The sequence below is a fragment of the Streptomyces sp. NPDC048420 genome (genome assembly GCF_040651535.1).
Lineage (GTDB): Bacteria > Actinomycetota > Actinomycetes > Streptomycetales > Streptomycetaceae > Streptomyces.
In genome coordinates this window covers 12,801-37,340 of record NZ_JBEZKG010000027.1, presented here as the reverse complement: position 1 = coordinate 37,340, position 24,540 = coordinate 12,801, and the positions used below count along the sequence as shown (strand labels likewise).

The window sequence follows — 24,540 nt, the reverse complement described above, 5'->3', positions numbered from 1 at the left end:
GAGGGCGGCTGCACGGTGCCATTGATCCCCAGGAGAAAACGTTGTCCAGCGAGCAGAACGACACAGGTCGGCGAGCGGCGACCATACGCGACGTCGCGACCATGGCCGGGGTCGGCATCGCCACCGTCTCGCGGGTCATCAACGGCAAGCCCGTCACCCCTGACCTGGCGAAACGGGTGACGCGCGCCGCCGAGCAGCTCGGCTACCGCCAGGATCTGACGGCCAGCAGCCTGCGCCGGGCCGACCGCCGCACACACACCCTCGGCCTGGTCCTGGAGGACGCGGCCAACCCCTTCTCTGCCGCGCTGCACCGCGCGGTGGAGGACGCTGCCGCCGAGCGCGGCATGCTGCTCCTTGCCGGGTCCACCGACGAGGACCCGATCCGGGAACGCAGCCTGCTGACGACCTTCACCGCCCGCCGGGTCGACGGCCTCATCGTGGTGCCCACCGGGCAGGACGGCTCCGACCTCGATGCGGCCCGCCGCGCCGGCACACCCGTCGTCTGTACGGACCGCCGGACCACAGCGCCGCAGGTGGACACCGTGACGGTGGACAACCGGGCGGCCGTGCGGGCTGCGGTGAAGAGGCTGCACGAGGCGGGCCACCGGCGCATCGCCTTCCTCGGGGATCTCCGCTCGATCTGGACCGCCGAAGAGCGCTACGCCGGGTTCGTGGAGGGGCTCGCCGCGGTGGGATGCGTCCTGCACCCTTCTCTCGTCAAGCGCGGCCTGCACGGCGCGGACGCAGCCCAGGAGGCCACCCGCCAACTCCTGGCGCTCGCCCATGCGCCCACGGCACTCGTCTCCGGCCAGAACCTCCTGACCATCGGGGCCCGCATGGCCCTGCAGGAGCGTCAGCTGCAGCGCCGCGTCGCGCTGGTCGGCTTCGACGACCTTCCCCTCGCCGACCTGCTCGAACCGGGCATCTCGGTGATCGCCCAGGATCACTCCGCCATCGGCCGGGAGGCCGCGAACCTCCTGTTCGACCGGCTCGACGGCGAGGGCGGGCCCGCCCGTCACCGGGTGCTGCCCACCCGCTACCTCGCCCGCGGCTCCGGCGAACTCCCCGCTCCCGGGCGCTGACGACTTCCCCGTGAACGAGTTGTTTCCGGTGTGTTGACGGGTCGGGCTTCTCGGTGCTTCACTGCCGGAACCGGTACCGAAACCGGTTCCGGAACCGCTGCCGGTACCGGTTCCGCCGATCTCTGTACGATCGGCCCTTCGGTGCGGGAGGACGTCTTCCGCCTCTGCGTGGAGTGAGAGGAGGTGGCATGGGAGTCACCATCGCCGACGTGGCCTCACGGGCCGGCGTCAGCAAGACGACGGTCTCGCGAGTGCTGAACGGCAAAGGCGAGATCAACGAGAACACCGTCCTGAAGGTCCGCAAGGCGATATCGGAGCTGGGCTATGTGCCGAGCGCCGGAGCAGTCGGGCTCGCACGCGGCACCACACAGATGATCGGCATGCTGGTCCCCGACATGGCCTGGGCCTGGGCCGGCATCGTGCAGGCGGTCGTCGAAACGCTGGAGGCCGAGGGCTTCGGGCTGCGCATGCTGACCTGGAACCGCGGTGAGGAATCACTGCGCAGGCTCGGCCTGCAGGTCGCCGCCAAGTCGTTCGACGGTCTGCTGGTGATAGAGCCCGAAGGTGCCATGGGGTACATCACGGAGCTGCACGAAGCGGGGCTGCCGGTCGTGCTGATCGACGATCGCTTCCAGCGGCCGGGATTCCCCTACGTGGCCACCACCAATCGAGAGGGGGGTGCCCAGGCGGCGCGGCACCTGCTGGAGATCGGGCGCCGTCGTCCCCTGGTGGTGACCGGTCCCGAGGCGTTCGGCTGTACCCGGGAACGGCTGGACGGCTTCGTCGATGTCTACGCCGAAGCCGGGATCGAGATCGACCAACACAGCATCATCCTCGGCGACTTCGACTTCGAACGCTGCCGTAGCGCGGTGGCGCGCGCTCGCGCGGACGGCGTGGAGTTCGACTCGGTCTTCGCGCACAACGATCCCTCGGCGGCCGGCGTGCTGGCCGCACTGCACGAGGCCGGTCTGTGGGTTCCGCAGGATGTCGCCGTGGTGGGCTTCGACGACCTTGAGATGGCGTCGTACACCTACCCGGCACTGACGACCATCCGCCAGCCGATGCGGGAGATGGGTGAGGCGGCGGCGCGGCTGCTGCTGGACCACGTGCGCGGATCGCCGAAGGCCGCCCCCTCGTGCATCGTCCCCACCAGCCTCGTGATCCGGGGCTCGACGTTACAGCCGGGCCTGAACTGACGCTGCGTCACCCAGATGTGTAAGGCGTCGGCGTCTCACCAACTGTCCGTCTCCGCCGCTCCTGCCCAGCCCCGCAGGCGGGGACGGACCCCATCCGCCCAATGAACTGACCTCCCGGCTCTCGGGCAGGCTGGTAAGTCGGCCGGCTCTACCTGAAGCCGCTCCACGCAGCGGCCCCGACCGGCCTGTTCGCCTGTCGGCCGACTTCATCACCCGCCGCGCGGAACCGTGTTCACGCGTCACCGCCGAGGTGCAGTTTCCCTCGGTGCCTTCCTGATCCGGCACACGAACGGTACGCCGGGCACACCCCGCCCGGACGCTGCCCGCTCCGGGTCGGACGTTCCAGCAGCGACCCGCGGCTGACAGCCGATGCCGCTGCAGACGAACTCACCTCTTGGGCCGGCCCATCCGGGTGCCTGCCCGCTTGCACCTCTTCGCCGCCCCCCGCGCCCCTTTTTCGCTCAACGGCAAGGAGCCGCCCAATGCGTACTTCTACTCGTCACACCGTCAGAACCGCCCAGGCCCTGTGCATCACCATCACCGCAGCCCTGGTGGCCACCGGCTGCGGCCGCAGTGCCGACTCCGGGCCCGGCAAGGACGCACCCGCGAAGATCGGCAGCGGCAAGGCAACCGGCAAGGTCGTCATGTGGTCCATGGGCGACACCGACCCGGCCCTGCTGAGCCTGGCCAAGAAGTTCGAGCAGCAGAACCCCGACGTCAAGGTCCAGATCACCCCGGTGCCCTGGGCCTCCGCGCACGACAAGCTGACCACCGCCATAGCCGGCGGCAACACACCGGACATGTCCGTGGTCGGCTCCACCTGGATGGCCGAGATGGCCGCGATGAACGCCTTCCAGGCCACCCCGACGACGTTCAAGTCGGCGGACTTCTACCCCGGCCAGTGGGACACCACCAAGTACAAGAACACCTCCTACGGTGTCCCGTTCATCGCAGACACCTCGGCGGTCTACTACCGGACCGACATCACCGAGAAGGCCGGCATCAAGGGCCCCCTGGCCGGCGACCGGGAGGGATACCTCAAGGACCTCGAGGCCATCCAGGCCACCGCCGGCAAGCAGAACCCCAAGCTGCGCTATGCCAGCGGGCTGGTGCTCGGCTTCAACTCCTGGATCTTCTGGGTGCCGATGGTCTGGCAGCAGGGCGGTGACATCTACGACGCCACGACCAAGAAGTTCACCTTCGACACGCCGGAGGTCGCCAAGGCGCTGGAGTACTACGCAACCGTCCCCAAGCAGGGCCTGGCACCGACCGACAAGGAGGACAACGTCCAGGGCTTCCAGGACGGGGTGATCGCCACCTACCAGGAGGCCGCCTGGGCCGGCGGCGCCTTCCACAACGACTCCCCGCAGCTGGACGGCAAGTGGAAGACCATGCCGGTGCCGTACAGCAAGCAGCCCGCCGGGTTCGCCGGCGGCAGCGACCTGGCGGTGTTCAAGGAGGCCAAGAACTCCAAGGCGGCATGGAAGTTCGCCCAGTTCCTCACCGAGCCGGCCAACCTCGCCGCCTACAGCAAGGCCACCGGCGTCCTGCCCCCGTCACCCGCCGCCTGGTCGGAGGGGAAGCTGACCGAGGACGAGACGAAGATGGCGTTCCAGGAGCAGTTGAAGGTCAGCAAGGCGCCGCCCGCCATCACCACCTGGCAGCAGGTCGCCGACGCCATCGACTCCGAACTGGAGAAGCTGTCCCTCGGCAAGGCCACCGTCGCCCAGGTGCAGAAAAACCTGCAGTCCAAGGCCACCAGCGTCGGCACCGGCCGCTGAGCGCCGGCGCGTGAGCAGCCCTCTGACAGCCTTCTTAGGGACGGATGACATCCATGTCCACGAAAACGCTCCCCGGGCGGGGCGACGTCCATGAGCTGAGCACCGGGCGGCCGGACGGGGGTGCCGGCCGCCGGCACTCCGCGCCCCGCCGCACGGCACGCGCGCAGGCCCGGGCCGCCTGGATCCTCGGCGCGCCCTTCCTCGCTCTGTTCGCGGCCTTCATGGTGTTGCCGGTGGTCTGGTCGCTGCTGATGAGCATGACCGACACCCAGAGCGCCGACCTGCGTACTCCGCTGAACGTGTCGTTCACCGGCTTCGACAACTACGTACGGCTCTTCGAGGACGAGCAGTTCGTGCACGCGCTGCGCAACACCGGCGTGTTCGTCCTGGTCGGCCTGCCCCTGACCCTGGCCGCGGGGCTCGCGGCAGCGGTCGCCCTCGACCGCGGTATCCGCCGCTTCCGGGCCGTCTTCCGGGTCGGGTTCTACCTGCCGGTGATCACCAGCGTCGTGGCCGTCGCCGTGATCTGGAAAACGCTCCTGGACCCGCGCGCGGGGCTGGTGAACACCGTCCTGGCCTGGTTCGGGATCGACGGCCCGGCCTGGCTGGCGGACACCCGGTTCGCGCTTCCCGTCATGATCGTGATGGCGGTGTGGCGCAACCTCGGCACCGTCATGATCATCATGCTGGCCGGGCTGCAGTCCGTACCCCAGTCCCTGATGGAAGCAGCCGAACTCGACGGTGCAGGGGCCTGGCAGCGGTTCTGGCGGGTCACCTTCCCGCTCCTGCGCCCCGCCCTGCTGCTCACCGCCGTCACCACCGGCATCGGCTATCTGCAGTTCTTCGACGAGCCGTTCGTGATGACCGGCGGCGGGCCGCTGGACTCGACCCTGTCGGCCACGTTGTACGCCTACAACCAGTTCGGCAACGGCAACTACGACATGGCGTCGGCCGCCGGCTACGTCGTCTTCGTCCTCATCGTCGCGCTGACTGTTCTGCAGTTCCGGGTACTGCGAGACAAGGACTGATCCCATGAGCACCCTCACGCACCCTGGCACCGGACACGCGGACACGGACCGGACCCTGCGGCGCCGCCGCGTCCGGCAGAACTGGGGTCAGCCCTGGCTGTATCTGCCGCTCACCGGCTGCCTCCTGCTGATGATCGCGCCGTTCTTGTGGATGCTGTCCGGCTCCTTCAAGCCCGAGGCCGACATCCGCAAAGTACCGCCCGTTCTCATCCCCACCTCACCCACGACCGCCAACTACAGCCAGTTGTTCCGCAGCCTCGACTTCACGAGCATGTTCGCGAACTCCGTGATCGTGGCCCTGGTCATCACCGCGGGCAACCTGCTCTTCTGCTCGATGCTCGGCTACGCCCTGGCCAAGCTGGACTTCCGTGGTCGGCGCGTCGTGTTCGGCCTGGTCATCGGCACCCTCATGGTCCCCGGCCTGGTCACCTTCGTACCGCTGTACGTGCTGGTGGCCAACATGAAGCTGACCGGCTCGCTGCTCGGGCTGATCCTGCCGTTCCTGGCCGGCCCGTTCGGGGTGTTCCTGATGCGGCAGTTCATCTCCACCCTGCCCGACGAACTCATCGACGCCGCCCGGGTCGACGGCTGCCGTGAACTGGCCGTCTTCTGGAGGATCATCCTGCCGCTGACCAGGCCGGCCCTGGCCACCCTGGGGATCATCACCTTCCTCGGGTCCTGGAACAGTTTCCTGTGGCCGCTGGTCGTGGCCCAGAACCAGGACCAGTACACCCTCCCCGTCGGCCTCGCCCTGGCCAGCAGCGGCCAGTCCTTCACGCGCTACGGCATCCTGCTCGCCGGCGCCGTGGTCGTCCTGCTGCCGGTGATGCTCGTCTTCCTTCGCTTCCAGCGCCAGTTCGTGGCCGGTATCGCCACCACCGGCCTGAAGTGACCTCCGTCGCTCGCCCTCATCAACTCTCTGACCTGCAATGACTCATGACTTGGAGACCACAGTGGGACAGCCGGTCCGCGCTGCCGTGTACCTGGATCCGCGCGCCTCGGTGACAGCGAGAACCGAGGACCTGCTGTCCCGGATGACCCTGGCGGAGAAGGTCGGGCAGTTGCTGATGCTCGACGCCCAGCACGGGGACCTCGAGGACATCGTGTCGGCCAAGCTGGCCGGGTCGGTCCTGCATGTGATGCCCGAGCGCATGCCGGAGGCCATGGAACGGGCCCAGCGGACACGGCTCGGCATTCCGCTGCTGACCGCCGACGACTGCATCCACGGCCACTCGTTCTGGCCGGGCGCGACCATCTTCCCCACACAGCTCGGCATGGCCTGCACCTGGGATCCCTCTCTGATCCACCGGGTCGCCCGTACGTCCGCGATCGAGATCTCGACGACCGGGATCCACGGGACGTTCTCCCCGGTGCTGTGCATCGCCCGGGACCTGCGCTGGGGCCGGATCAACGAGACGTTCGGCGAAGATCCGTACCTGATAGGCGAGTTGGGGGCCGCGATGGTGCGCGGCTACCAGGGTGAGGGCCTCGGCGACCCGACCGCCGTGCTGGCGTACGCCAAGCACTTCGCGGGCTACTCCGAGACCCTGGGCGGACGCGACGCCAGCGAGGCGGATCTCAGCCCGCGCAAGCTGCGCTCGTGGTTCCTCCCCCCGTTCGAACGGGCCGCCCAGGCCGGCTGCCGCGCCTTCATGCTGGGCTACCAGTCGATCGACGGGGTGCCCATCACCGCCAACGAGTGGCTGATCAACGACGTGCTCAAGGGTGAATGGGGCTTCACCGGCACACTGGTGACCGACTGGGACAACGTCGGCCGGATGGTCTACGACCAGCGGACCTGCGCCGACTACGCCGAAGCGGCGGCGGTCGCGGTCAACTCCGGGAACGACCTGATCATGGCCACGCCGGCGTTCTTCGAGGGCGCCCAGGAGGCGGTCGCCCGCGGCCTGATCGAGGAGAAGCAGATCGACGACGCGGTACGGCGGGTGCTGCGGCTGAAGTTCGAACTCGGGCTCTTCGAGGACCCCCGTGCCCCCGACCCCGAGCGGCAGGCGCAGGTGATCGGCTGCCGCGAACACGCCGACCTCAACCTGGAGACCGCCCGACGTTCCCTCGTACTGCTGCGCAACGAGGGGATCCTGCCCCTCGAAGGCGGGCTGACCGCGGACGAAAGCGGCCGCGCCCGAGGCCGGGACACGCCACGCACCATCGCGGTCATCGGCCCCAACGCCGACAGCCCGGAGGCCATGCTCGGCGACTGGGCGGGTGCCACCGGCCAGGTGCCGTGGATGCCCGAAGGACATCCACGCGAGTTGGTGGAGACGGTGCTGGACGGCTTGCGCGCCGTCGTCCCCGCCGACTGGACCGTCACACACGCCCGCGGAGCCGACATCGAAAGCCCCGCCTTCGACCCCGACCAGTGGGTCGCCGGGCCCGACGGCCAGCCGCAGCCGCCCGTGTTCCTCCCCGCCCCGGTCGATGAGGCACAGCTTCGGGAGGCCACCGCCGCCGCCGAGGCCGCAGACTACGCCGTCGTGGTCGTGGGAGACACCATTGCCCTCACGGGCGAGGTGCGCTCCACGGCCACCCTCGACCTCCAGGGAGGCCAGATCGCGCTGCTGGACGCGGTCGCCGCCACCGGCACGCCCATGATCGTCGTACTGCTGCAGTCCAAGCCGAGCACCCTCCCCGACTCGGCACTGAACGCGGCAGCGCTCATCGAGGCGTTCAACCCGGGCATGCGCGGCGGCCGTGCCGTCGCCGAACTCCTTCTCGGACTCACCGAACCCAGCGGCCGGCTCCCGGTCTCCTTCGCACGCCACGTCGGGCAGCAGCCGGTCTACTACAACCAGGTGCGGGGCCAGCACGGGGACCGCTACGCGGACCTCACCCAGGACCCCCTGTTCGCGTTCGGCGAGGGCCTGAACTACACCGCCGTCACCTACTCCGACCTCACCGTGCACGAGGACGAGGTCTCCGCCGACGGCACCGTCCACGCCACGGTGTGCCTCACCAACAGCGGAAGCCGCCCGGCCCTGGAGACGGTCCAGGCATACGTCAGTGACCTGACCACCAGCGTCACTTGGGCCGAGCAGGAGCTGAAGGCGTTCACCCAGGCCGAAGTCCCGCCCGGGGAAACCCTCGCCGTCGGCATCAGCGTCCCTGCCGGACACTGCTCACTCGTCACCGCCGACAACCGTCGCGTGGTCGAACCAGGCGAGTTCATGCTCCGCGTCGGCCCCAGCTCACGACGAGAGCAACAGCTCAGCGCGGGATTCCGCATCCGGGCCTGAGGGCCGGCGCCCGGCTGCCCCCAGGGGCAGCCGGCGGGCCCTGCCTGACATACCGAAAGGCACGCGTGTGTCCACTCCACCCCTCGATCCGCACTACCCCGTCGCGCATCTGCGCCCGCCCCGCAACTGGCTCAACGACCCCAACGGGCTGGCCTTCCACGACGGCTACTACCACGTCTCCTACCAGTACAACCCGCACGGCGCGACACACGCGAACATGCACTGGGGCCACTTCCGCAGTATCGACCTGCTGAGCTGGGAGCCGCTGCCGATCGCCCTGTCCCCCACGCCCGGCGGCGTGGACGGCGACGGCTGCTTCTCCGGCAACGCCGTCTCCGACGGCGACCGGCTCATCGCCTTCTACTCCGCGCACCTCGTGGCGCGCTCGCCCCAGCACCAGCCGGTCACCTGCGCCGTCTCCCACGACGGCGGCACGACCTTCCGCCCGCGAGGCGAACTGCTCATCCCCGAGCTGCCCGAGGGCTGCACCATGTACCGCGACCCGTACGTATGGCGGGACGGCGACGGCTGGCGGATGCTGGTCGGCGCCGCTCTCGCCGACGGCCGCGCCGCCACCCTCCTGTACGACTCACCCGATCTGGAGACCTGGGCCTACCAAGGGCCCTTCGTGGCCCGCCATCCGGAGCCCATCGGCGGCACCGAAGAGCTCACCGGCGATGGCTGGGAATGCCCCCAGTACCTCCCGGCAGCCGGCGGACAGGCAGCCCTCATCTTCAGTACCTGGACCGAACCCACTGGCCCGATGCGCGTCGCAGCTCTGATCGGCGAAGAGCACGACGGCCACTTCAAGGCAGGCGCACCGGTGTGGGCGGACCACGGCCCGGACTGCTACGCACCTGCCCTGCTGCGTGCCCCCGGCGGCAGATGGCTGCTGTGGGGCTGGTCCTGGGAAGCCCGCGACCAAGCCTGGGCCGTCGCCGGCGGATGGGCCGGCGTCCTCACCGTGCCCCGCGAGATCCATGTCGGCGGCGACGGCACCCTGCGTCAGCGGCCCGCCACCGAGCTGCTCGCGCTACGCGGTGAGCGCACCGTGCAGGCCGAGGGTGCGACCCATGGCCCGGAGCCGGTGGAACTGGGCAGCGTGGGACGGGCCTTCGACCTGACGGCCCGTCTGGAGCCGACCGGGACCGCCGGCCTGCGGCTGCTCACCACCCCGGACGGATCCGAGTACCTCGACATCCGCCTCGATCCGGACGCGGGCGAACTGGTCGTCGACCGCTACCACGCCTCCTTGGACACGCGGGCCCACGGCGGCGCCTACCGGATGCCCTGCCCCACCGGACAGCCGGTCGACCTCCGCGTGGTCGTCGACCACTCCATCGCCGAGGTCTTCCTGACCTCTACCGGCCAGGTCCTCACGCTGCGGCTCTACCCGACAGGGCAGGGCCCGTGGCGACTTCAGGCCCGCACCGCACCGGGCACGCGCCTTCGCTACGCGGTCGACGCGTGGGAGTTGCACCCGCTGGTGATCAAGACGCCGACCGTCGGCGCCGCAGAGCAGTACTGAACCAACAGGTCTGAAGGAGGATCCTCAATGAGCTCGCACGGTTTTGGACGACGTCAGTTCCTCACCACCGCCATCGGCGTCGCCGCCGCCTGGACCCAGGTTTCCGGCAACGCTGGCGCCGCCACCTCGTCGCGTAATTCTGCCGTGCAGGTCTGGCTGACCGACATATCGGCCAAGAAGTGGGTCGTCGGCCAGAGTGATGTGCTGTTCCGGACGAAGAACAGCAGCAACCCGCTCACGATCAAGGTCGACGACAGCGTCAAATACCAGAAGATCCAGGGCTTCGGGGCGGCCATGACCGACTCCTCCGCATGGCTCATCAACAAGCTGTCCACCGCTGACCGAGCGAAGCTGATGCAGAAGCTGTACGACCCCTCGAAGGGCATCGGCCTCAGCCTGATCCGTACGCCCATGGGCGCCACGGACTTCAACGCGTCCGGCAACTACTCCTACGACGACATGCCGGCGGGACAGACGGACCCGATGCTGTCCAACTTCTCGGTCCAGCACGACGAGAAGTACATCATTCCGGTCCTGCGGCAGGCTCTCGCACAGAACCCGTCCGCCAAGATCCTGGCCAACCCATGGAGCCCGCCAGGCTGGATGAAGACATCGGACTCCATGATCGGCGGCACCCTCAAGAGCGAGAACGCTTCCACGCTGGCCGACTACTTCGTGAAGTTCATCAAGGCTTACGACAAGGCGGGTGTGCCCATCTCCTACATCACGCCGCAGAACGAGCCCATGGGCACGCCCAGCTGGCCCGGCATGTTCCTGTCCGCATACCAGGAATCCGCGTTGATCCAGGAGATCGGCCAGGCGTTCGCGGCCAACCGCATCTCCACGAAGATCCTGGCCTGGGACCACAACTGGGATGTGCCCTCGTACCCCGAGACGATCTTCAGCGACCCCGCCGCCTCCCAGTACACGGCCGGCACCGGATGGCACATCTACAGCGGCAACCCGACGTACCAGACCCTGGTCCACAACGACTATCCGGGCAAGGAAACCTACATCACGGAAGCCAGCGGAGGCGTCTGGCAGGGTGACGACGAGACAGCGTTCAACGACGCACTCGGCACGTGGATCATCAAGGGCATGCGCAACTGGGCGAACGGCGTGATGCTCTGGAACACCGCGCTCGATCCCAAGCTGGGGCCCCTCAACAGCGACACCAACGGCATCCCCATGTGCCGGGGACTGGTCACGGTCGATCCGGACAGCGGGCAGGTGTCCTACAACGTGGACTACTACGCACTCGCTCACGCCAGCCGGTTCGTGAAGCCCGGAGCGCATCGCATCTACTCGAACACCTTCGGGGAAGGAAGCATCGAGAGCGTCGCATTCCTGAACCCGGACGACTCGAAGGTCGTGATCGCGTACAACTCCGGTAGCGCCGCGAAGAACTTCAGCGTGGCGGACGGGAAGCAGTCCTTCGACTACACCCTGAACGCCGGCGACGCCGTCACGTTCACCTACACGGGCGTGCGCAGCAGCGGGACGCCCGCGGCGACCAATGTCTTCGACCCGGCCCATGACTTCACGTTCACGTCGTCGGCGGGGCCGATGACGGTCACGTACGACCCGGCACTCCTGCCCTACCAGAATGCCGTCCGCACCGGAAGCAAGGTGCTCACGTACTCCCTGCCGATGGGAGCGTCCATCAAGACGCCCGGAACGTCACTGAGCCGTGGCAAGTGGACCGCTACCGCCTCGTCGAGCCCAGACTGGGGTGCGGCCTCGAACGCGATCGACGGCGACATCAACAGCCGGTGGAATCTCGGCCAAGGGACGACCAGCGGCGCCTGGTTCCAGGTCGATCTGGGGAGCCCGACGAGCTTCAACAAGATCGTCTTCGCCACCGGAGAAAGCAACTCCTTCGACTACGTCACCAAGTACCAGATATACGTCTCCGACGACGGGGCCGATTGGGGCAGCGCGGTCGCGAACGGCAGCGGGAACATAGGGAAGATCGCCGTCACCTTGCCGGCTCAGACGGCACGGTACATTCGCATCGTCTGTGTCGCGGCATCCGGTTTCTGGTGGAGCATCGCCGAAATCAACGTATACGGATCCTCGAGCGGCACCGGTTCGATCGCAGCCCCGACAGCGGTGCCCAAGGACCTTCAGCTGAAGACCTGGACCAGTCCGGAAGGGGAGCAGGTCACCGCGGTGTTCAACGGCACCGCCGGCAGCCGGAGCTTCCCGGTGTCCGCCGACGGCTCGTACACCTACACGCTGCCGAGCGGGACCTCGGCGATGTTCACCACGCAGAAGCTGTCCAGCTTCCCCGCACCGGTGTTCGGAAGCCTGGAGCCGAAGCAAGGCATACCGCGTGCCAAGTTCACGATCAGCGGTTCTCACTTCGGTGACGCGCAGGGGCTGGGTACGGTGCGTTTCGGGAAGCTCTTCGCCGAAATCGACAGCTGGTCGGACACGAGCATCAGCGCGTACGTGCCGAGCGGTCCTGCAGTGGGCACTTACAAGGTCTCGGTGAACGGCGCCGGCGGAGCGGACGCGGGTTCAGCTTCGTTCGACGTCATAGACCTGGGGCCCGCGCTGTCGCGCACGGGCTGGACCGCCACGACCTCCGACACAAGCCCGTACAACGACCGTCCCGCGAACATGCTGGACGGCGATTCCGGCACCCGGTACAGCTCCGGAAGGGGCCAGTACGACGGTCTCTGGATCCAGATCGACATGGGGCAGACGCAGACGTTCGGCAAGATTCTGCTGGATTCCGGCAGCAATATCGGCGACTATGCGCGAAGCGCAGACGTGTACGTCTCCTCGAACGGCACCGACTGGACCAAGGTTTCCTCCATAGACGAAGGTCAGCGAGTCGAGCTGATTTCCTTCCCGACTCAGACAGCCCGCTACATCAAGGTCGTCAACACCGGCAATGTCGCGAGTAACTGGTGGTCAATCGCAGAATTGACCGTCTATAGCTGACCCCGGGCTTTCAGGCGGGGTAACTATTCACCTTGCCTCCGAGGTCTAGAAAGTGCCTCCGGCCAGCGAAAGCGGGGATCCCTGACCCCCTTGTTCTCGCAATGGGCGCGCCTCGGACATGCCTCAGGCCCAGCAGGCCGTCGCAAGATGGCCGGCCGCCTGGGCGCTGATGGTCGCGGGGTCCCAGGGCCGCGTGCACCAGCGGCATTCCTCCGGACTCAAGGGCCACCTCCGCCTCGACAACGGTGCAGAAGACTGCAGAACCTCATCGGCATCCTTCATCTCCAGGATCCGCCGCAGTGGAGAAAGCCGCTCTCGGTGACGGGCGATGGTCGGCGCTCAGCGGTCCGATGCCGTATGGCCTGTCTCATGAGACATATCTCAGCCTGGAGAACCCTGAGTTCGGTGGTCGACATCGAGAGTAGGAGAACCGGTGGGCGCGTCGGCCCGGACCACGAGGAGCTCCTGCGGATGGCCGAGCCGCGTGTGACGGATGCCTCACCGCGCCCCCTGTGGAAAGGGTCGCTTCGTCGCGCCCCCGGGCGGATCGTGGGCGGCATGAACGATCACCGCACGGCGCCCGTCAGTGAGGAGGCCGGTGAGGTCCGGCAGTTCTGGGAACGACTCGGCCTTCCGGGGCTGATCGACGTCCACACCCACTTCATGCCCGAGCGCGTCCTGCACAAGGTCTGGGACTACTTCGACTCCGTCGGACGGCTGACCGGCGGGCTGGAGTGGCCGATCACCTACCGGCAGGAGGAGGCGGAGCGAACGGCCGTGCTGCGGGGCTTCGGTGTCCGGGCCTTCACCGCGATGCTCTACCCGCACAAGCCCGGCATGGCCAGGTGGCTGAACGGCTGGGCGGCCGACTTCGCCCACCGCACCCCCGACTGTCTGCACACGTGCACCCTCTACCCCGACCCGGACGTCGAGAGCTACGTCCGCGAGGCCGTCGAGGCCGGCGCGCGGGTCTTCAAGGCCCATGTCCAGGTGGGTGCCTACGACCCGGCCGACAAACGTCTCGACCGGGCTTGGGGCGTGCTGGCCGAGGCCGGGATCCCCGTGGTGATCCACTGCGGGTCCGGGCCCGCGCCCGGCAAGCACACCGGACCCGAGTCCATCGCGCGGGTCCTGGCCCGGCACCCGAGGCTGCGGCTGATCGTCGCGCACATGGGGATGCCGGAGTACGAGGAGTTCCTCGACCTCGCCGAGCGGTACGAGGAGGTGCGGCTGGACACGACGATGGCGTTCACCGACTTCACCGAGGCGTTCATGCCGTTCCCGCCCGGAGCCCTGCTCCGGCTCGCCGCACTCGGCGACCGCGTCCTGCTCGGCTCCGACTTCCCCAACATCCCCTACGCCTACGTGCACCAGCTCCAGGCGCTGGAACGCCTGGAGCTGGGCGATGCGTGGCTGCGGGCGGTGTGCCACGGCAACGCGGCAGACCTGTTCGGGCTGTGACGACCGTCCGGGTCTAGCCGAGCGGCTTCTCCAGCACCGCCTTGCGGTGGCTGAACGTCTCGATAGAGTAGCGGCCGTGGTAGTTGCCCATGCCGCTCTCCCCGACTCCGCCGAACGGCAGGTCGGAGACGGTGAGATGGGCGAGGGGCAGGCCGTAGCCGAGGCCGCCGGAGGAGGTCTCGTCGGCGATGCGGCCGCGGGTGGTGTCGGAGTCGGTGAAGACGTACAGCGCGAGCGGCTTGTCCCGGTCGTTGATGAAGTCGATGGCCTCGTCGAGGCCGGGGACGGTGACGATCGGCAGGATCGGGCCGAAGATCTCCTCCTGCATCACCGGCGACTTGGGGTCGACGTCGGCGAGGACGGTGGGCGCGATGTACTTGGTCGTACGGTCGCTCGCGCCGCCCACGACGGTACGGCCCGAGTCGAGCAGGCCGGTGAGGCGGTCGAAGTGCCGCTCGTTGATGATCCGGCCGTACTCGCCGGAGTCGGCCGGGTCGCTGCCGAACAGCGTCTCGACGGCGTTCGCGAACAGCGGTTCCAGGGCCGCCGCGGTCTCCGGGTCGGTGAGGACGTAGTCCGGGGCCACGCAGGTCTGCCCGGCGTTGAGGAACTTCCCGCGGACCAACCGGTCGGCGACGACGGCGAGATCGGCGTCGCGGTCGACGAACGCCGGTGACTTGCCGCCCAGTTCGAGGGTGACCGGGGTCAGGTGCTCGGCGGCGGCGCGCAGGACGATCCGGCCGACCGCGCCGTTGCCGGTGTAGAAGATGTGGTCGAAGCGCTCGGCCAGCAGGGCGGTGGTCTCCGGGATACCGCCCTCGACGACGGCGACGGCGTCCGTGTCCAGGTAGGCGGGGAGCAGCCGGGCCACGGCGGCGGAGGTGGCCGGGGCCAGCTCGCTGGGCTTGGCGACCACCGCGTTGCCGGCGGCGAGCGCGCCGACCACCGGGGCGAGCAGCAGCTGGGCCGGGTAGTTCCAGGGGGCGATGACGAGGACCACGCCGAGCGGGTCGTACTTCGTCCAGGCGGTGGCGTCGGCGCCGAGGTGTGCCGGGACCGGGGCGGACTCGGGGCGCAGCCAGTCGGTGAGGTGGTCCAGGGTGTGGTCGATCTCGCGGATCGTGAAGTCGATCTCGGTGCGGAAGGCCTCGGTGGAGCTCTTGCCCAGGTCGGCGTGGAGGGCGGCGGCCAGCTCCGTGCCGTTCTCCGTGAGCATCTCGCGCAGACGGCGCAGCTGGGTCGTACGCCATTCGACGGTCTTGGTGTGTCCGGTGCGGAAGGTGGCGCGCAGCCGGGCCACGACGTCGGCGGGCTGCTCGGGAGTGGGGTGGTTCACGGATGCCTCGCTGGGGTGCGCGGGCCTTGCGGCCTGGATCTCGACGGTAAGATGTATATTACAACCTTTCCTGGGCCCAGGGAAATTCCGAGCCGCGGCGACTACTTTCCGTGATGCGGGATGAGCGAGCGGTGCCGGCGTTCCAAGTACCCGCGTTCGGCGGGGTTCTCGGTGAGCTCGGCGGCCCGCGCGTAGGCGTCCGCGGCCTCCGCGGCACGTCCCAGCCGGCGCAGCAGATCGGCCCGGACCGCGTGGAGGACGTGGTAGCCGTCGAGGTCCAGCGCGTCCACTAGGGCGAGGGCCGGTGCGGGGCCGTGCGTCTCGGCCACGGCGACCGCCCGGTTGAGGGCCACGACGGGGCTCGGTGCCACGGTCATGAGCTGGTCGTACAGCTGGAGAACCTGTCCCCAGTCGGTGGGCGTGTCGCTGTGCACGGCCTGGATGGCGGCCTGGATCTGGTACGGCCCCGGCTGGTTCCGGCGCAGACAGCGCCGTACGAGTGACTGGCCCTCCGCGACGAGCTCCCGGTCCCAGAGGCCGGGGTCCTGCTCCGACAGCGGCACCAGCGCACCGCTGTCGTCCGTCCGGACCGCGCGCCGGGACTCCACGAGCAGCATCAGCGCCAGCAGTCCGGTTGCCTCGGGCTCGTCCGGCATCAGCTCGGTCAGCAGACGGCCCAGGCGTACGGCTTCCGCGCACAGCTCGGGTGTGCCGCCGTAGCCCTCGTTGAAGATCAGGTAGACGACGGCGAGGACCCCCTGGAGCCGGTCGGGGAGGTCGGCGTCGCGGGGGACGCGGTAGGGGATGCGGGCGTCGCGGATCTTGGCCTTGGCGCGGACCAGGCGTTGGGCCATCGTCGGCTCGGGGACGAGGAAGGCGCGGGCGATCTGCGCGGTGGTGAGTCCGCCGAGCAGGCGCAGGGTGAGGACGACCTGTGCCTGGGGCGCGAGGGCGGGGTGGCAGCAGGTGAAGACGAGGCGGAGCCGTTCGTCGCGCACGGGGCCCTCCTCGGGCGGTGCCTCGGGGGCGTGCAGCAGAGCGGCCTCGGCGTGCCGGGCCTGTCTGGTGGACTCTCGGCGCAGCCGGTCGATGGCGCGGTTGCGGGCGGTGGTGATGATCCAGCCGGCCGGACTCGGCGGCGGGCCCGTCTCCGGCCAGCGTCTGACCGCCTCGGTGAAGGCGTCCTGGACCGCTTCCTCGGCGAGGTCGATGTCGCCTAGGAAGCGGACCAGGACGGCGACCGCGCGGCCGTACTCCTCGCGGAAGACAGCCGCCACGTCGAGGGTCATCAGTCCTCGGACTCGTGCTGGAAGGGGCGCACCTCGATGGGCAGGGTGGTCGCCAGAGCAGCCTTGCGGCCCCATTCCAGGGCCGCGTCCAGGTCGGGCGCCTTCACGATGCAGATGCCGCCGAGCTGTTCCTTGCCCTCGGCGTACGGCCCGTCGGTGATCAGCACGTCGCCGTCGCGGGGCCGCAGCACGGTCGAGGCGTCCGGGCCGTGCAGACCTCCGGCGAAGACCCAGGCACCGGCCTCGCGCAGTTCCTGGTGGAAGGCGTTCAGCCGCTCGCCGATCTCGGCCAGCACCTCGGGGGCGGGCAGGTCGTCCCAGCCGGGCTGCATGACGTTGAGCAGGTAGTACTGCATGGTGTCCTCCTCCTGTGAGCTTGTGTCACCTCCTACACGAACGGCACACACCCGGATCGACACCGCGCGCGAGCGCATCGGGAGAATCTTTTCCATGACCTCCGCACCGCACCCGCTCCTGGCCACCGCCCGCGCTCTCGCCGACGACCTCCTCGCCCCCAGTGCGGCACGGGTCGACCAGGAGGGCGTCCCCGCGAGTCATGTCGAGGCGATCCGGCGCTCGGGCCTGCTCGGGGTGAGCGCGCCCGAGGGGTACGGCGGTGCGGGCGCCCCGGACGCGGTGGCCAGGGAGGTCCAGGAGATCCTGGCCGGGGCGTGCTGCTCGTCGTGGTTCGTGCAGACCCAGCACCACACACCGGTCGGGATGCTCGCCACGTCCGGCCTGCCGGTGCGGGAGCGACTGCTCGGACCGCTGGCGACCGGCGAGCTGCTCGCCGGCATCGCCTTCGCGCACGTCCGTGCCTTTCCGCGGGTGCCGGTGCGGGCGACGGCCGAGCGGGACGGCTGGCGGTTCGACGGCACGGTGCCCTGGTACACGGGCTGGGGTCTGAACGACGTGATGCTGCTGGCCGGGGTGACCGAGGCGGACGAGGTGGTGTTCGCGTTCACCGAGGCACGCGAGCAGCCGGGACTGCGGGCTTCGGAGCCGATGCGGCTCGCGGCGCTCTCCGCGGCCCGGACGGTCTCCCTGCGGCTGGACGGCCTGTGGCTGCCCGACGAGTCGGTGGTGCTGCGCACCCCGCAGGAGAAGTTCGCGCTGGTGGACCGGCCCCGCAACACCAACGCCTCGCCCGCCGTGTTCGGGGTGGCGTACGCGGCCGTCCAAGTGCTCGGGGAATCCGGGGAGTTGGAAACCGCGGGTGCCCTGCGGCGCCGCCTCGACGAGGTGCGCCGCCAGGTGTACGAGCTCGCCGAGCACCCCGTCCCGCACGAGCGCCTCGCGGAACGGCTGGCGCTCAAGACGCGGTCGTACGACCTGATGCGCGCCGCCACGACCGCAGCAATCGTGGCTGGGGGCGGCCGGGCGATGGATCTCGGCGGCACGGCCCAACGGCTGTTCCGCGAGGGGATGTTCCTGCTGGTGCAGGGGCAGACGACCGAGGTGCGGCGCGCGCATCTGGACGCCCTCGCGGAGGGTTAGTCGAGGAGAGCGGCCAGGAGCTCCGCGGGGGCGTCCTCCTGGACGAGGTGGCCGGCGCCGGGGATGAGTTCCAGGCGGGCACCGGGGATCCGGGCCACGAGCTCGTGCCCCTTGGCGGCGGGGATCCAGGTGTCGTCCTCGCCCCAGCACACGAGGGTCGGGATCTCGATCTCACCGTACTTGTCCTGCACTTCGTCGGTGTAACGCTGGTCGGCCTGGGCGATCTGGCGGTAGAAGGCCGCCTGGCCGGTCTCGCCGAGCCAGGGTTCGACGAGCCGGTCCAGGACTGCGGGGTGCAGGCCGGGGCTGCTGGCCGAGCTGACGTACTCGCGGACCAGGGCCCGGTGCAGGGCGGGCGGCAACTGGTCGAAGACGTCGGAGTGCGCGCCGACGAGCCGGAAGAACGGCGATCCCCAGGGGGCCAGCGCGACCGGGTCGACGAGAGCGAGCGAACGGTACCGGGCCCCGTGCAGCAGATGGGCCCGCAGCGACACGGCGCCGCCGAAATCGTGGGCCACGACCCGGGGTTCAGCCAAGCCCCAGTGTGCGAGGAGCTCGGCGAAGACCGTGCTCTGGGCCGCCAGGGAGACGTCCTGCCCCGTGAACATCTCCGAGGCCCCGTAGCCCGGCATGTCCCACACGAACACGTGGTGGCGCCGGGCAAGGGCGCGGGCGGCGGCACGCCAGACGTAGGAGGAGAAGGGGGTGCCGTGGAGGAGGACGACCGGGTCCCGGCCCGGATCACCGAGGCTGTCCCAGCGCACATCACCAGAACCACTACGGAAGGTCCTGGTCAACGACCATTCGTTCACCACCGCACCCCCTCCGACCTCTCAACTCGCGAACGGCACCTGCGCCGTAGGCACCGCCCGCTCACCGGAGGGATGCTCCCACAACCCCTGCCCCGCCAGCCGCGGCAGCACACCCTCGCCGAACCAGTACGCCTCCTCCAGATGCGGATACCCGGAGAGCACGAACTCGTCGATGCCGAGGGCGTGGTACTCCCTGATCCGCTCGGCGACCTCGTCATGGCTGCCGACCAGCGCGGTACCCGCACCGCCCCGCACCAGCCCGATGCCGGCCCACAGGTTGGGGTGGATCTCCAGTCTGTCCCGGCTGCCCCCGCCGTGCAGGGCGAGCATCCGCTGCTGCCCTTCCGACTCGCTGCGGGCGAGCCCGGCCTGCACCGACCTGACGGTCTCGGGATCGAAGCCCGCCAGCAGACGGTCCGCCTCCGCCCAGGCCGCCTCGGAGGTGTCGCGGGTGATGACGTGCAGCCGGATCCCGAAGCGCAGGGTACGCCCCTCCTTGGCCGCGAGCCCGCGGATCCAGGCGATCTTCTCGGCCACCTGCGCCGGCGGCTCGCCCCAGGTGAGGTACACGTCGACGTACTTGGCGGCGACCTCCCCGGCGATGGGCGAGGAGCCGCCGAAGTAGACCTCGGGCACCGAGTCGGGCACCCGGGCCAGCTTGGCGTCCTCGACCTGGAGGTGTTCACCGCTCAGGTCGACGGTCTTGCCGTCCCACAACCCCCGTACGACGTCCAGGAATTCGCCGGTACGGCGGTAGCGGGCGTCCTTGTCGAGGAAGTCGCCGTAGGCCCGCTGCTCGTGGCTCTCCCCGCCGGTGACCACGTTGAGCAGGAGCCGTCCGCCGGTCTGGCGCTGGAAGGTGGACGCCATCTGGGCGGCGAGGGTCGGCGAGACGAAGCCTGGCCGGAAGGCGACCAGGAACTTCAGGCGCTCGGTGTGCTGGCTGACCATGGCGGTGGTCAGCCACGCGTCTTCGCACCAGGCACCCGTGGGCGTGAGGGCCCCCACGAAGCCCAGCTCCTCGGCCGCACGGGCGATCTGGCTCAGATAGGCGACCGTCGGCGGCCGGTCCCGTCCGGAGACGGTTGCGGGTGTGCCGTGGCCGCCGCCGACGACATGGCGGCTGTCGCCGTTGGTGGGCAGGAACCAGTGGAAGGTGAGGGACACGTGGGGGTCTCCGATCAGAGCAGGCCGTGCCGCGGGGGCCGGGTGCCGTTGAGCACGTACCGCCCGATGTGCTGGATCTTCCAGCGGGTCGGATCGTGCAGGGTGTGGGTACGGGCGTCACGCCAATGACGGTGCAGATTGAGGGAGTTGAGAGCCGAACGGGTGCCGGACACCTCGAAGAGGGCGCTCGCCACCTCCACCGCGGCCTCGGCCGCCCGCACCTTGGCGGCGGCGACGGCGACGGACGCCTCGGCCGCCGTGTCGTCGGTGAGGTCGGCTCCCGCCGCGTCCACGGCACGGGCCGCCTCCCGCAGCAGGGCGTCCGACGCCCTTACCTGGAGGGCGAGTTCACCGAAGCGCTGGATCAGCAGCGGGTCCTCGACGGCCGTGTCGACACCGCTCTCGAACCACGGGCGGCTCTTCGTCCGCACGAACTCCGCCGCCTCCGTGAGCGCTCCCCCGGCGATCCCGGCGTCGATGGCGGCGTGCAGCAACTGGGCGACGGCGCCGTGGAGTTGGGGTCCCTCGAAGGTGAGGTGGTGAGGCAGCACCCGGTCGGCCGGGACCTCGACGCCTTCAAGACGGACGGTGCCGCTGGCCGTCGTACGCTGGCCGAGTCCGTCCCAGTCGTCGATCACCGTGAGGCCCGGGGTGCCCCTCGGCACGTAGGCGACGTGCAGTTTGTCGTCCTCGGTGCGGGCAAGCACCGGGATCCAGTCGGCGAACAGGGCGCCGGTGCAGTAGTGCTTGACGCCTTCGAGACGGTACGAGCCGTCCGGCTGGGGGTGCAGGCGGGTGCGGATGTCCTGGACGTGCTTGGTGCCGGCCTCGGACTGCGCGTTGCCGAAGCGGCGGCCCGCGAGCAGTTCGGCGAAGAAGAACTTCCGCTGCTCGTCGGTGCCCTGACGGCGGATCACATTGACATAGGCGAAGTGGCTCTGCGGGATCTGGGCGAGGCTGGCGTCGGCGGACGCGAGCAGACGGAAGATCTCGGCGAGGGTCGACGCGCTCACGTCGGCTCCGCCGTGCTCGGCGGGGACGGTGACAGCCAGCAGCCCGGAGGTGGAGAGACGGTCCAACTCCGCGCGTGGAAGCCTGCGTTCGGCGTCCCGGTCGGGGGCGCCCGCCCGGAACTCGTCGGCGAGCGACGCGGCGACCGCGAGGGCCTCCGCGTCGTCGGCGATCACATGAGTGGGCACCCTGATCAGCCCGCCGCCGCCAGGACCGGCCGCCGGCCGAGCGCGGTCGAGAACTGGTCGACGACCTGGGTGAGCGCCTCGGTCGCGGCCGGCGCGACGGCCAGCGAGCCGTCCTCCTGCACGGTGATGTCCTTGTCGAGGGTGAACCAGCCCTGCACGATGTGGGCCGCGCCCATCGAGCTGAGGACGGGCCGCAGGGCGTAGTCGATGGCCAGGACATGGGCGGTGGAGCCGCCGGTGGCCAGTGGGAGCACGGTCTTGCCGACGAGGGCGTACTGCGGGAGCAGGTCCAGGAGTGCCTTGAGGACTCCGGAGTAGGACGCCTTGTAGACGGGGGTGCCGACGACGACCCCGTCGGCGCGTTCGAACAGCTCGGTCGCCTCGACGATCGCCGGGTGCCGGAAGTCGGCGCCGAGCAGGGCCTCGGCGGGAATCGTGCGGACGTCGAGCGGGATCACCTCGTGGCCCTGCGCGGTCAGGCGCCGGTCGAGGTGGCGCAGCAGCCGGTTGGTGCGGGAGGAGGCGGAGGGACTGCCGGAGACGGACAGGACGGTGGCCATGGGAACCTCTTTCGGTGGTCAGGAGTACCAGGTGGGCTCGGGCAGTTCGCCCTCGAGGACCCACCGCCCGACCTCCCGCCGCTTGTAGGCGACCGGATCGTGCAGGGTGTGGGTGCGTACGTTGCGCCAGAACCGGTCCAGGCCCTCGGAGGTGGCCGTGGAGCGGGCGCCGGTGACCTCGAAGATCCGGTTGGAGATCTCCAGGGCGATGTCCGTGGCCCGTGCCTTCACCGCGGCCACCCGGACCTCGAAGTCGCCGCGCGTCTTCTCGGTGACCGCGTCGGGGTCGTCGTGCAGCAGCTGTCCCTCGGCGGCGACGGCGTCGGCGAGTGCCTCGGCCGCCCAGAGCTTGGCGATGAGGTCGCCGTAGACGTCGATGACGTACGGCTCGTCGACCGCGCGGTCGAAGCCGCCGTGCAGCCAGGAGCGGGACTTCTCACGGGTGTAGATGGCGGCGGTCTCCAGCGCGCCGCCCGCGATGCCCAGGTAGAAGTTGACGAAGACCAGCTGGATGGTCGGGACGTTGAGTGTGTTGTAGATCCGGGGCTGGAACACCTTGTCGACGTATCCGGCCGCGTTCGTCCACGGGGTGCGGACGCGGTCGAGCGTCGCACCGCCGCTCTCGGTGAGGCGCTGGCCGATGTTGTCCCAGTCGTCGTGGAAGGTCAGGCCCTCGGAGTCGGAGGGCACGATCGCGAAGACGTGGCTGTCAGTGCCTTCCAGGACGCCTTCGAGGACGGTGACGTCGGAGACCTTGCTGCCGGTGGAGAAGGACTTGCGGCCGGTGTAGACGAGGTCGTCGCCGTCCTCGGTCACGACGACGTCCTTGTCGCGCGGGTTGACCGCGCCGCCGAAGAACCAGCGACCCCGGGAGGCCTCCGCCTCGACGTGCTCCCACTGTTCGCGGGTGCCGACCAGGCGGGCGGCCCAGAACCACAGGTAGTGGTAGCCGAGGAGCTGGCCGATGGAACCGTCGGCCTTGGCGACCTCACGGACGACCCGGTAGGCGGTGGGCCAGTCCTGGCCCGCGCCGCCGTGCTCCGTGGGGCCGAGGAGGGTGACGAGGCCGGAGTCCTTGAGGAGCTGGACCTCGGCGTACGGGGTGGCGCCCGCGCGGTCACGTTCGGCGGCGTCGGTGGCGAGGACGGCGGCGACCTCGGCGGCGCGGGCGATCCAGTCCTGGGCGGTCTCGGGGGTGGGGCGGGTCTGCCAGTCGGTGTTCGTGGCGGTGCTCATGTCGGTGACCTCCTCAGGCGTGGGCGGGGACGGACTCGGGGAGCTGGGCCTCCAGTTCACGGACGAGCGGCAGCACCCGCCTGCCGAAGTACTCGACCTCCTCGTGGTAGTGCAGGAAGCCGAGGAGAAGCAGGTCGACGCCGAGCTTCTTGTACGCGACGATCCGCTCGGCGATCTGCTCCGGCGTGCCGATGAGGCCGGTGCGGAAGCCGTCGTTGTACTGGACGAGGTCCTCGAAGGAGGAGTCCTGCCACATGCCCTTCTTGTCGCCGGTGGACTGGCCCGCCTGCTTCACCGCGGCGCCGAAGCCCTCGACTGCCTCGTGGTCGGCCTTGGCGACGATCTCCCGGAGGGTCTCGCGGGCCTCGGCCTCGGTGTCCCGGGCGATGAGGAAGCCGTTGAGGCCGAACTTCGGTGCGGTGCGGCCGACTTCGGCCGCCGACTTGCGGACGTCCGTGAGCTGCTCGACGACCCCGTCGAAGTCCTTGCCGTTGGAGAAGTACCAGTCGGAGACCCGTCCGGCCATCTGCCGTGCGGCGGTGGAGTTTCCGCCCTGGAAGATCTCCGGGTGCGGGCGTTCGTCGGTGTTGAGGGGCTTGGGCTTGAGGGAGAAGTCGCGCACCCGGTAGAAGTCGCCGGCGAGTTCGGCGTGGTCCTCGGTCCAGATCTTCCGCAGGGCGGTGATGAACTCCTCGGAGCGGCGGTAGCGCTCGTCGTGCTCCAGCCACGGCTCGCCGAGGGCGGTGAACTCGCCCTTGAACCAGCCGGACACGACGTTCACGGCGAAGCGGCCCTTGGAGAGGTGGTCGGCGGTGGCGCCGAGCTTGGCTAGGACGCCGGGGTGCCACAGACCGGGGTGGACGGCGGCGATGACCTTGAGACGTTCGGTGGCGAGCAGCAGGGCGAGGCTGAAGCTGGTCGACTCGTGCTGGTACTCGGCGCCGTAGCTGGCCATGTAGCGGACCTGGCTGAGGGCGTACTCGAAGCCGTTGTTCTCGGCGAGGACGGCGAGTTCGCGGTTGTAGTCGTACCCCCAGTCGGTGCGCTGCTCGATCCTGCTGGTGACGAGCCCCCCGCTGACGTTGGGGACCCAGTAGGCGAATTTCACGGGCGCGGGCATGCGGAACTCCTGGTGCGGAATGTTCTCGGGCACGCCGAATTC

At 69.5% G+C, this 24,540-nt stretch carries 19 protein-coding genes; 10 read left to right on the top strand and 9 right to left on the bottom strand.

Annotated features, from left to right (window positions below):
• Positions 1-41: 41 nt before the first annotated feature.
• The 9 genes from AB0D34_RS37975 to AB0D34_RS37935 all read left to right on the top strand — a co-directional run bounded on the left by AB0D34_RS37975 (position 42) and on the right by AB0D34_RS37935 (position 14,282).
• Positions 42-1,082: a LacI family DNA-binding transcriptional regulator gene (locus AB0D34_RS37975; protein WP_362670407.1), complete on the top strand. Its 1,041-nt coding sequence runs from the start codon at positions 42-44 to the stop codon at positions 1,080-1,082.
• A gap of 188 nt (positions 1,083-1,270) precedes the next feature.
• On the top strand, positions 1,271-2,278 hold the full coding sequence (locus AB0D34_RS37970; protein WP_362670405.1) for a LacI family DNA-binding transcriptional regulator: 1,008 nt from the start codon (positions 1,271-1,273) through the stop codon (positions 2,276-2,278).
• A gap of 482 nt (positions 2,279-2,760) precedes the next feature.
• Positions 2,761-4,059, top strand: coding sequence for an extracellular solute-binding protein (locus AB0D34_RS37965; protein ID WP_362670402.1), 1,299 nt, complete (start codon positions 2,761-2,763; stop codon positions 4,057-4,059).
• Positions 4,060-4,112: 53 nt separating this feature from the next.
• Positions 4,113-5,087 carry a sugar ABC transporter permease gene (locus AB0D34_RS37960; protein WP_362670399.1) on the top strand — a complete coding sequence of 325 codons (975 nt, stop codon included), beginning with the start codon at positions 4,113-4,115 and terminating at the stop codon, positions 5,085-5,087.
• Positions 5,088-5,091: 4 nt separating this feature from the next.
• Complete coding sequence (locus AB0D34_RS37955) at positions 5,092-5,979, top strand: carbohydrate ABC transporter permease (protein ID WP_362670397.1); 888 nt, start codon at positions 5,092-5,094, stop codon at positions 5,977-5,979.
• A 61-nt stretch (positions 5,980-6,040) separates the two neighbouring features.
• Complete coding sequence (locus AB0D34_RS37950) at positions 6,041-8,341, top strand: glycoside hydrolase family 3 N-terminal domain-containing protein (protein ID WP_362670562.1); 2,301 nt, start codon at positions 6,041-6,043, stop codon at positions 8,339-8,341.
• A 67-nt stretch (positions 8,342-8,408) separates the two neighbouring features.
• A complete protein-coding gene (locus tag AB0D34_RS37945) occupies positions 8,409-9,869 on the top strand; it encodes a glycoside hydrolase family 32 protein (protein WP_362670395.1) in 1,461 nt (486 codons plus the stop codon).
• Positions 9,870-9,896: 27 nt separating this feature from the next.
• On the top strand, positions 9,897-12,821 hold the full coding sequence (locus AB0D34_RS37940) for a discoidin domain-containing protein (RefSeq protein WP_362670393.1): 2,925 nt from the start codon (positions 9,897-9,899) through the stop codon (positions 12,819-12,821).
• A gap of 558 nt (positions 12,822-13,379) precedes the next feature.
• Positions 13,380-14,282, top strand: a complete 903-nt coding sequence (locus AB0D34_RS37935) for an amidohydrolase family protein (protein ID WP_362670391.1) — start codon at positions 13,380-13,382, stop codon at positions 14,280-14,282.
• A 13-nt stretch (positions 14,283-14,295) separates the two neighbouring features.
• Here AB0D34_RS37935 and AB0D34_RS37930 read toward each other — a convergent pair whose 3' ends face one another.
• From AB0D34_RS37930 to AB0D34_RS37920, 3 genes are all read right to left on the bottom strand, one after another.
• Positions 14,296-15,618: an aldehyde dehydrogenase family protein gene (locus AB0D34_RS37930; RefSeq protein ID WP_362670388.1), complete on the bottom strand. Its 1,323-nt coding sequence runs from the start codon at positions 15,616-15,618 to the stop codon at positions 14,296-14,298.
• A gap of 101 nt (positions 15,619-15,719) precedes the next feature.
• A complete protein-coding gene (locus AB0D34_RS37925; protein ID WP_362670385.1) occupies positions 15,720-16,907 on the bottom strand; it encodes an RNA polymerase sigma factor in 1,188 nt (395 codons plus the stop codon).
• Positions 16,907-17,263: a YciI family protein gene (locus AB0D34_RS37920; RefSeq protein WP_362670383.1), complete on the bottom strand. Its 357-nt coding sequence runs from the start codon at positions 17,261-17,263 to the stop codon at positions 16,907-16,909. The genes AB0D34_RS37925 and AB0D34_RS37920 overlap by 1 nt, the downstream gene beginning before the upstream one ends.
• Before the next feature lie 94 nt (positions 17,264-17,357).
• Here AB0D34_RS37920 and AB0D34_RS37915 point away from each other — a divergent pair, with 94 nt between their 5' ends.
• Positions 17,358-18,404, top strand: coding sequence for an acyl-CoA dehydrogenase family protein (locus AB0D34_RS37915; RefSeq protein WP_362670380.1), 1,047 nt, complete (start codon positions 17,358-17,360; stop codon positions 18,402-18,404).
• On the opposite strand, the gene AB0D34_RS37910 is transcribed toward AB0D34_RS37915, so the two are convergent.
• The 6 genes from AB0D34_RS37910 to sfnG are packed head-to-tail and all read right to left on the bottom strand — an operon-like array spanning position 18,401 to position 24,498.
• The gene (locus tag AB0D34_RS37910) at positions 18,401-19,216 is read right to left on the bottom strand and encodes an alpha/beta hydrolase (RefSeq protein WP_362670560.1); all 816 of its coding nucleotides are present in this window, start codon (positions 19,214-19,216) and stop codon (positions 18,401-18,403) included. The genes AB0D34_RS37915 and AB0D34_RS37910 overlap by 4 nt on opposite strands.
• 21 nt (positions 19,217-19,237) lie before the next feature.
• On the bottom strand, positions 19,238-20,383 hold the full coding sequence (locus tag AB0D34_RS37905) for an LLM class flavin-dependent oxidoreductase (protein WP_362670377.1): 1,146 nt from the start codon (positions 20,381-20,383) through the stop codon (positions 19,238-19,240).
• Positions 20,384-20,397: 14 nt separating this feature from the next.
• Positions 20,398-21,582 (bottom strand): SfnB family sulfur acquisition oxidoreductase, encoded by a 1,185-nt coding sequence (locus AB0D34_RS37900; RefSeq protein WP_362670374.1) that lies wholly within the window; start codon positions 21,580-21,582, stop codon positions 20,398-20,400.
• A gap of 5 nt (positions 21,583-21,587) precedes the next feature.
• Positions 21,588-22,142, bottom strand: coding sequence for an NADPH-dependent FMN reductase (gene ssuE / locus AB0D34_RS37895; protein WP_362670372.1), 555 nt, complete (start codon positions 22,140-22,142; stop codon positions 21,588-21,590).
• 18 nt (positions 22,143-22,160) lie between these two features.
• Positions 22,161-23,378, bottom strand: a complete 1,218-nt coding sequence (locus tag AB0D34_RS37890) for an acyl-CoA dehydrogenase family protein (protein ID WP_362670369.1) — start codon at positions 23,376-23,378, stop codon at positions 22,161-22,163.
• Between the two features lie 13 nt (positions 23,379-23,391).
• Positions 23,392-24,498 (bottom strand): dimethylsulfone monooxygenase SfnG, encoded by a 1,107-nt coding sequence (sfnG, locus tag AB0D34_RS37885; protein ID WP_362670366.1) that lies wholly within the window; start codon positions 24,496-24,498, stop codon positions 23,392-23,394.
• Between the last annotated feature and the right edge of the window lie 42 nt (positions 24,499-24,540).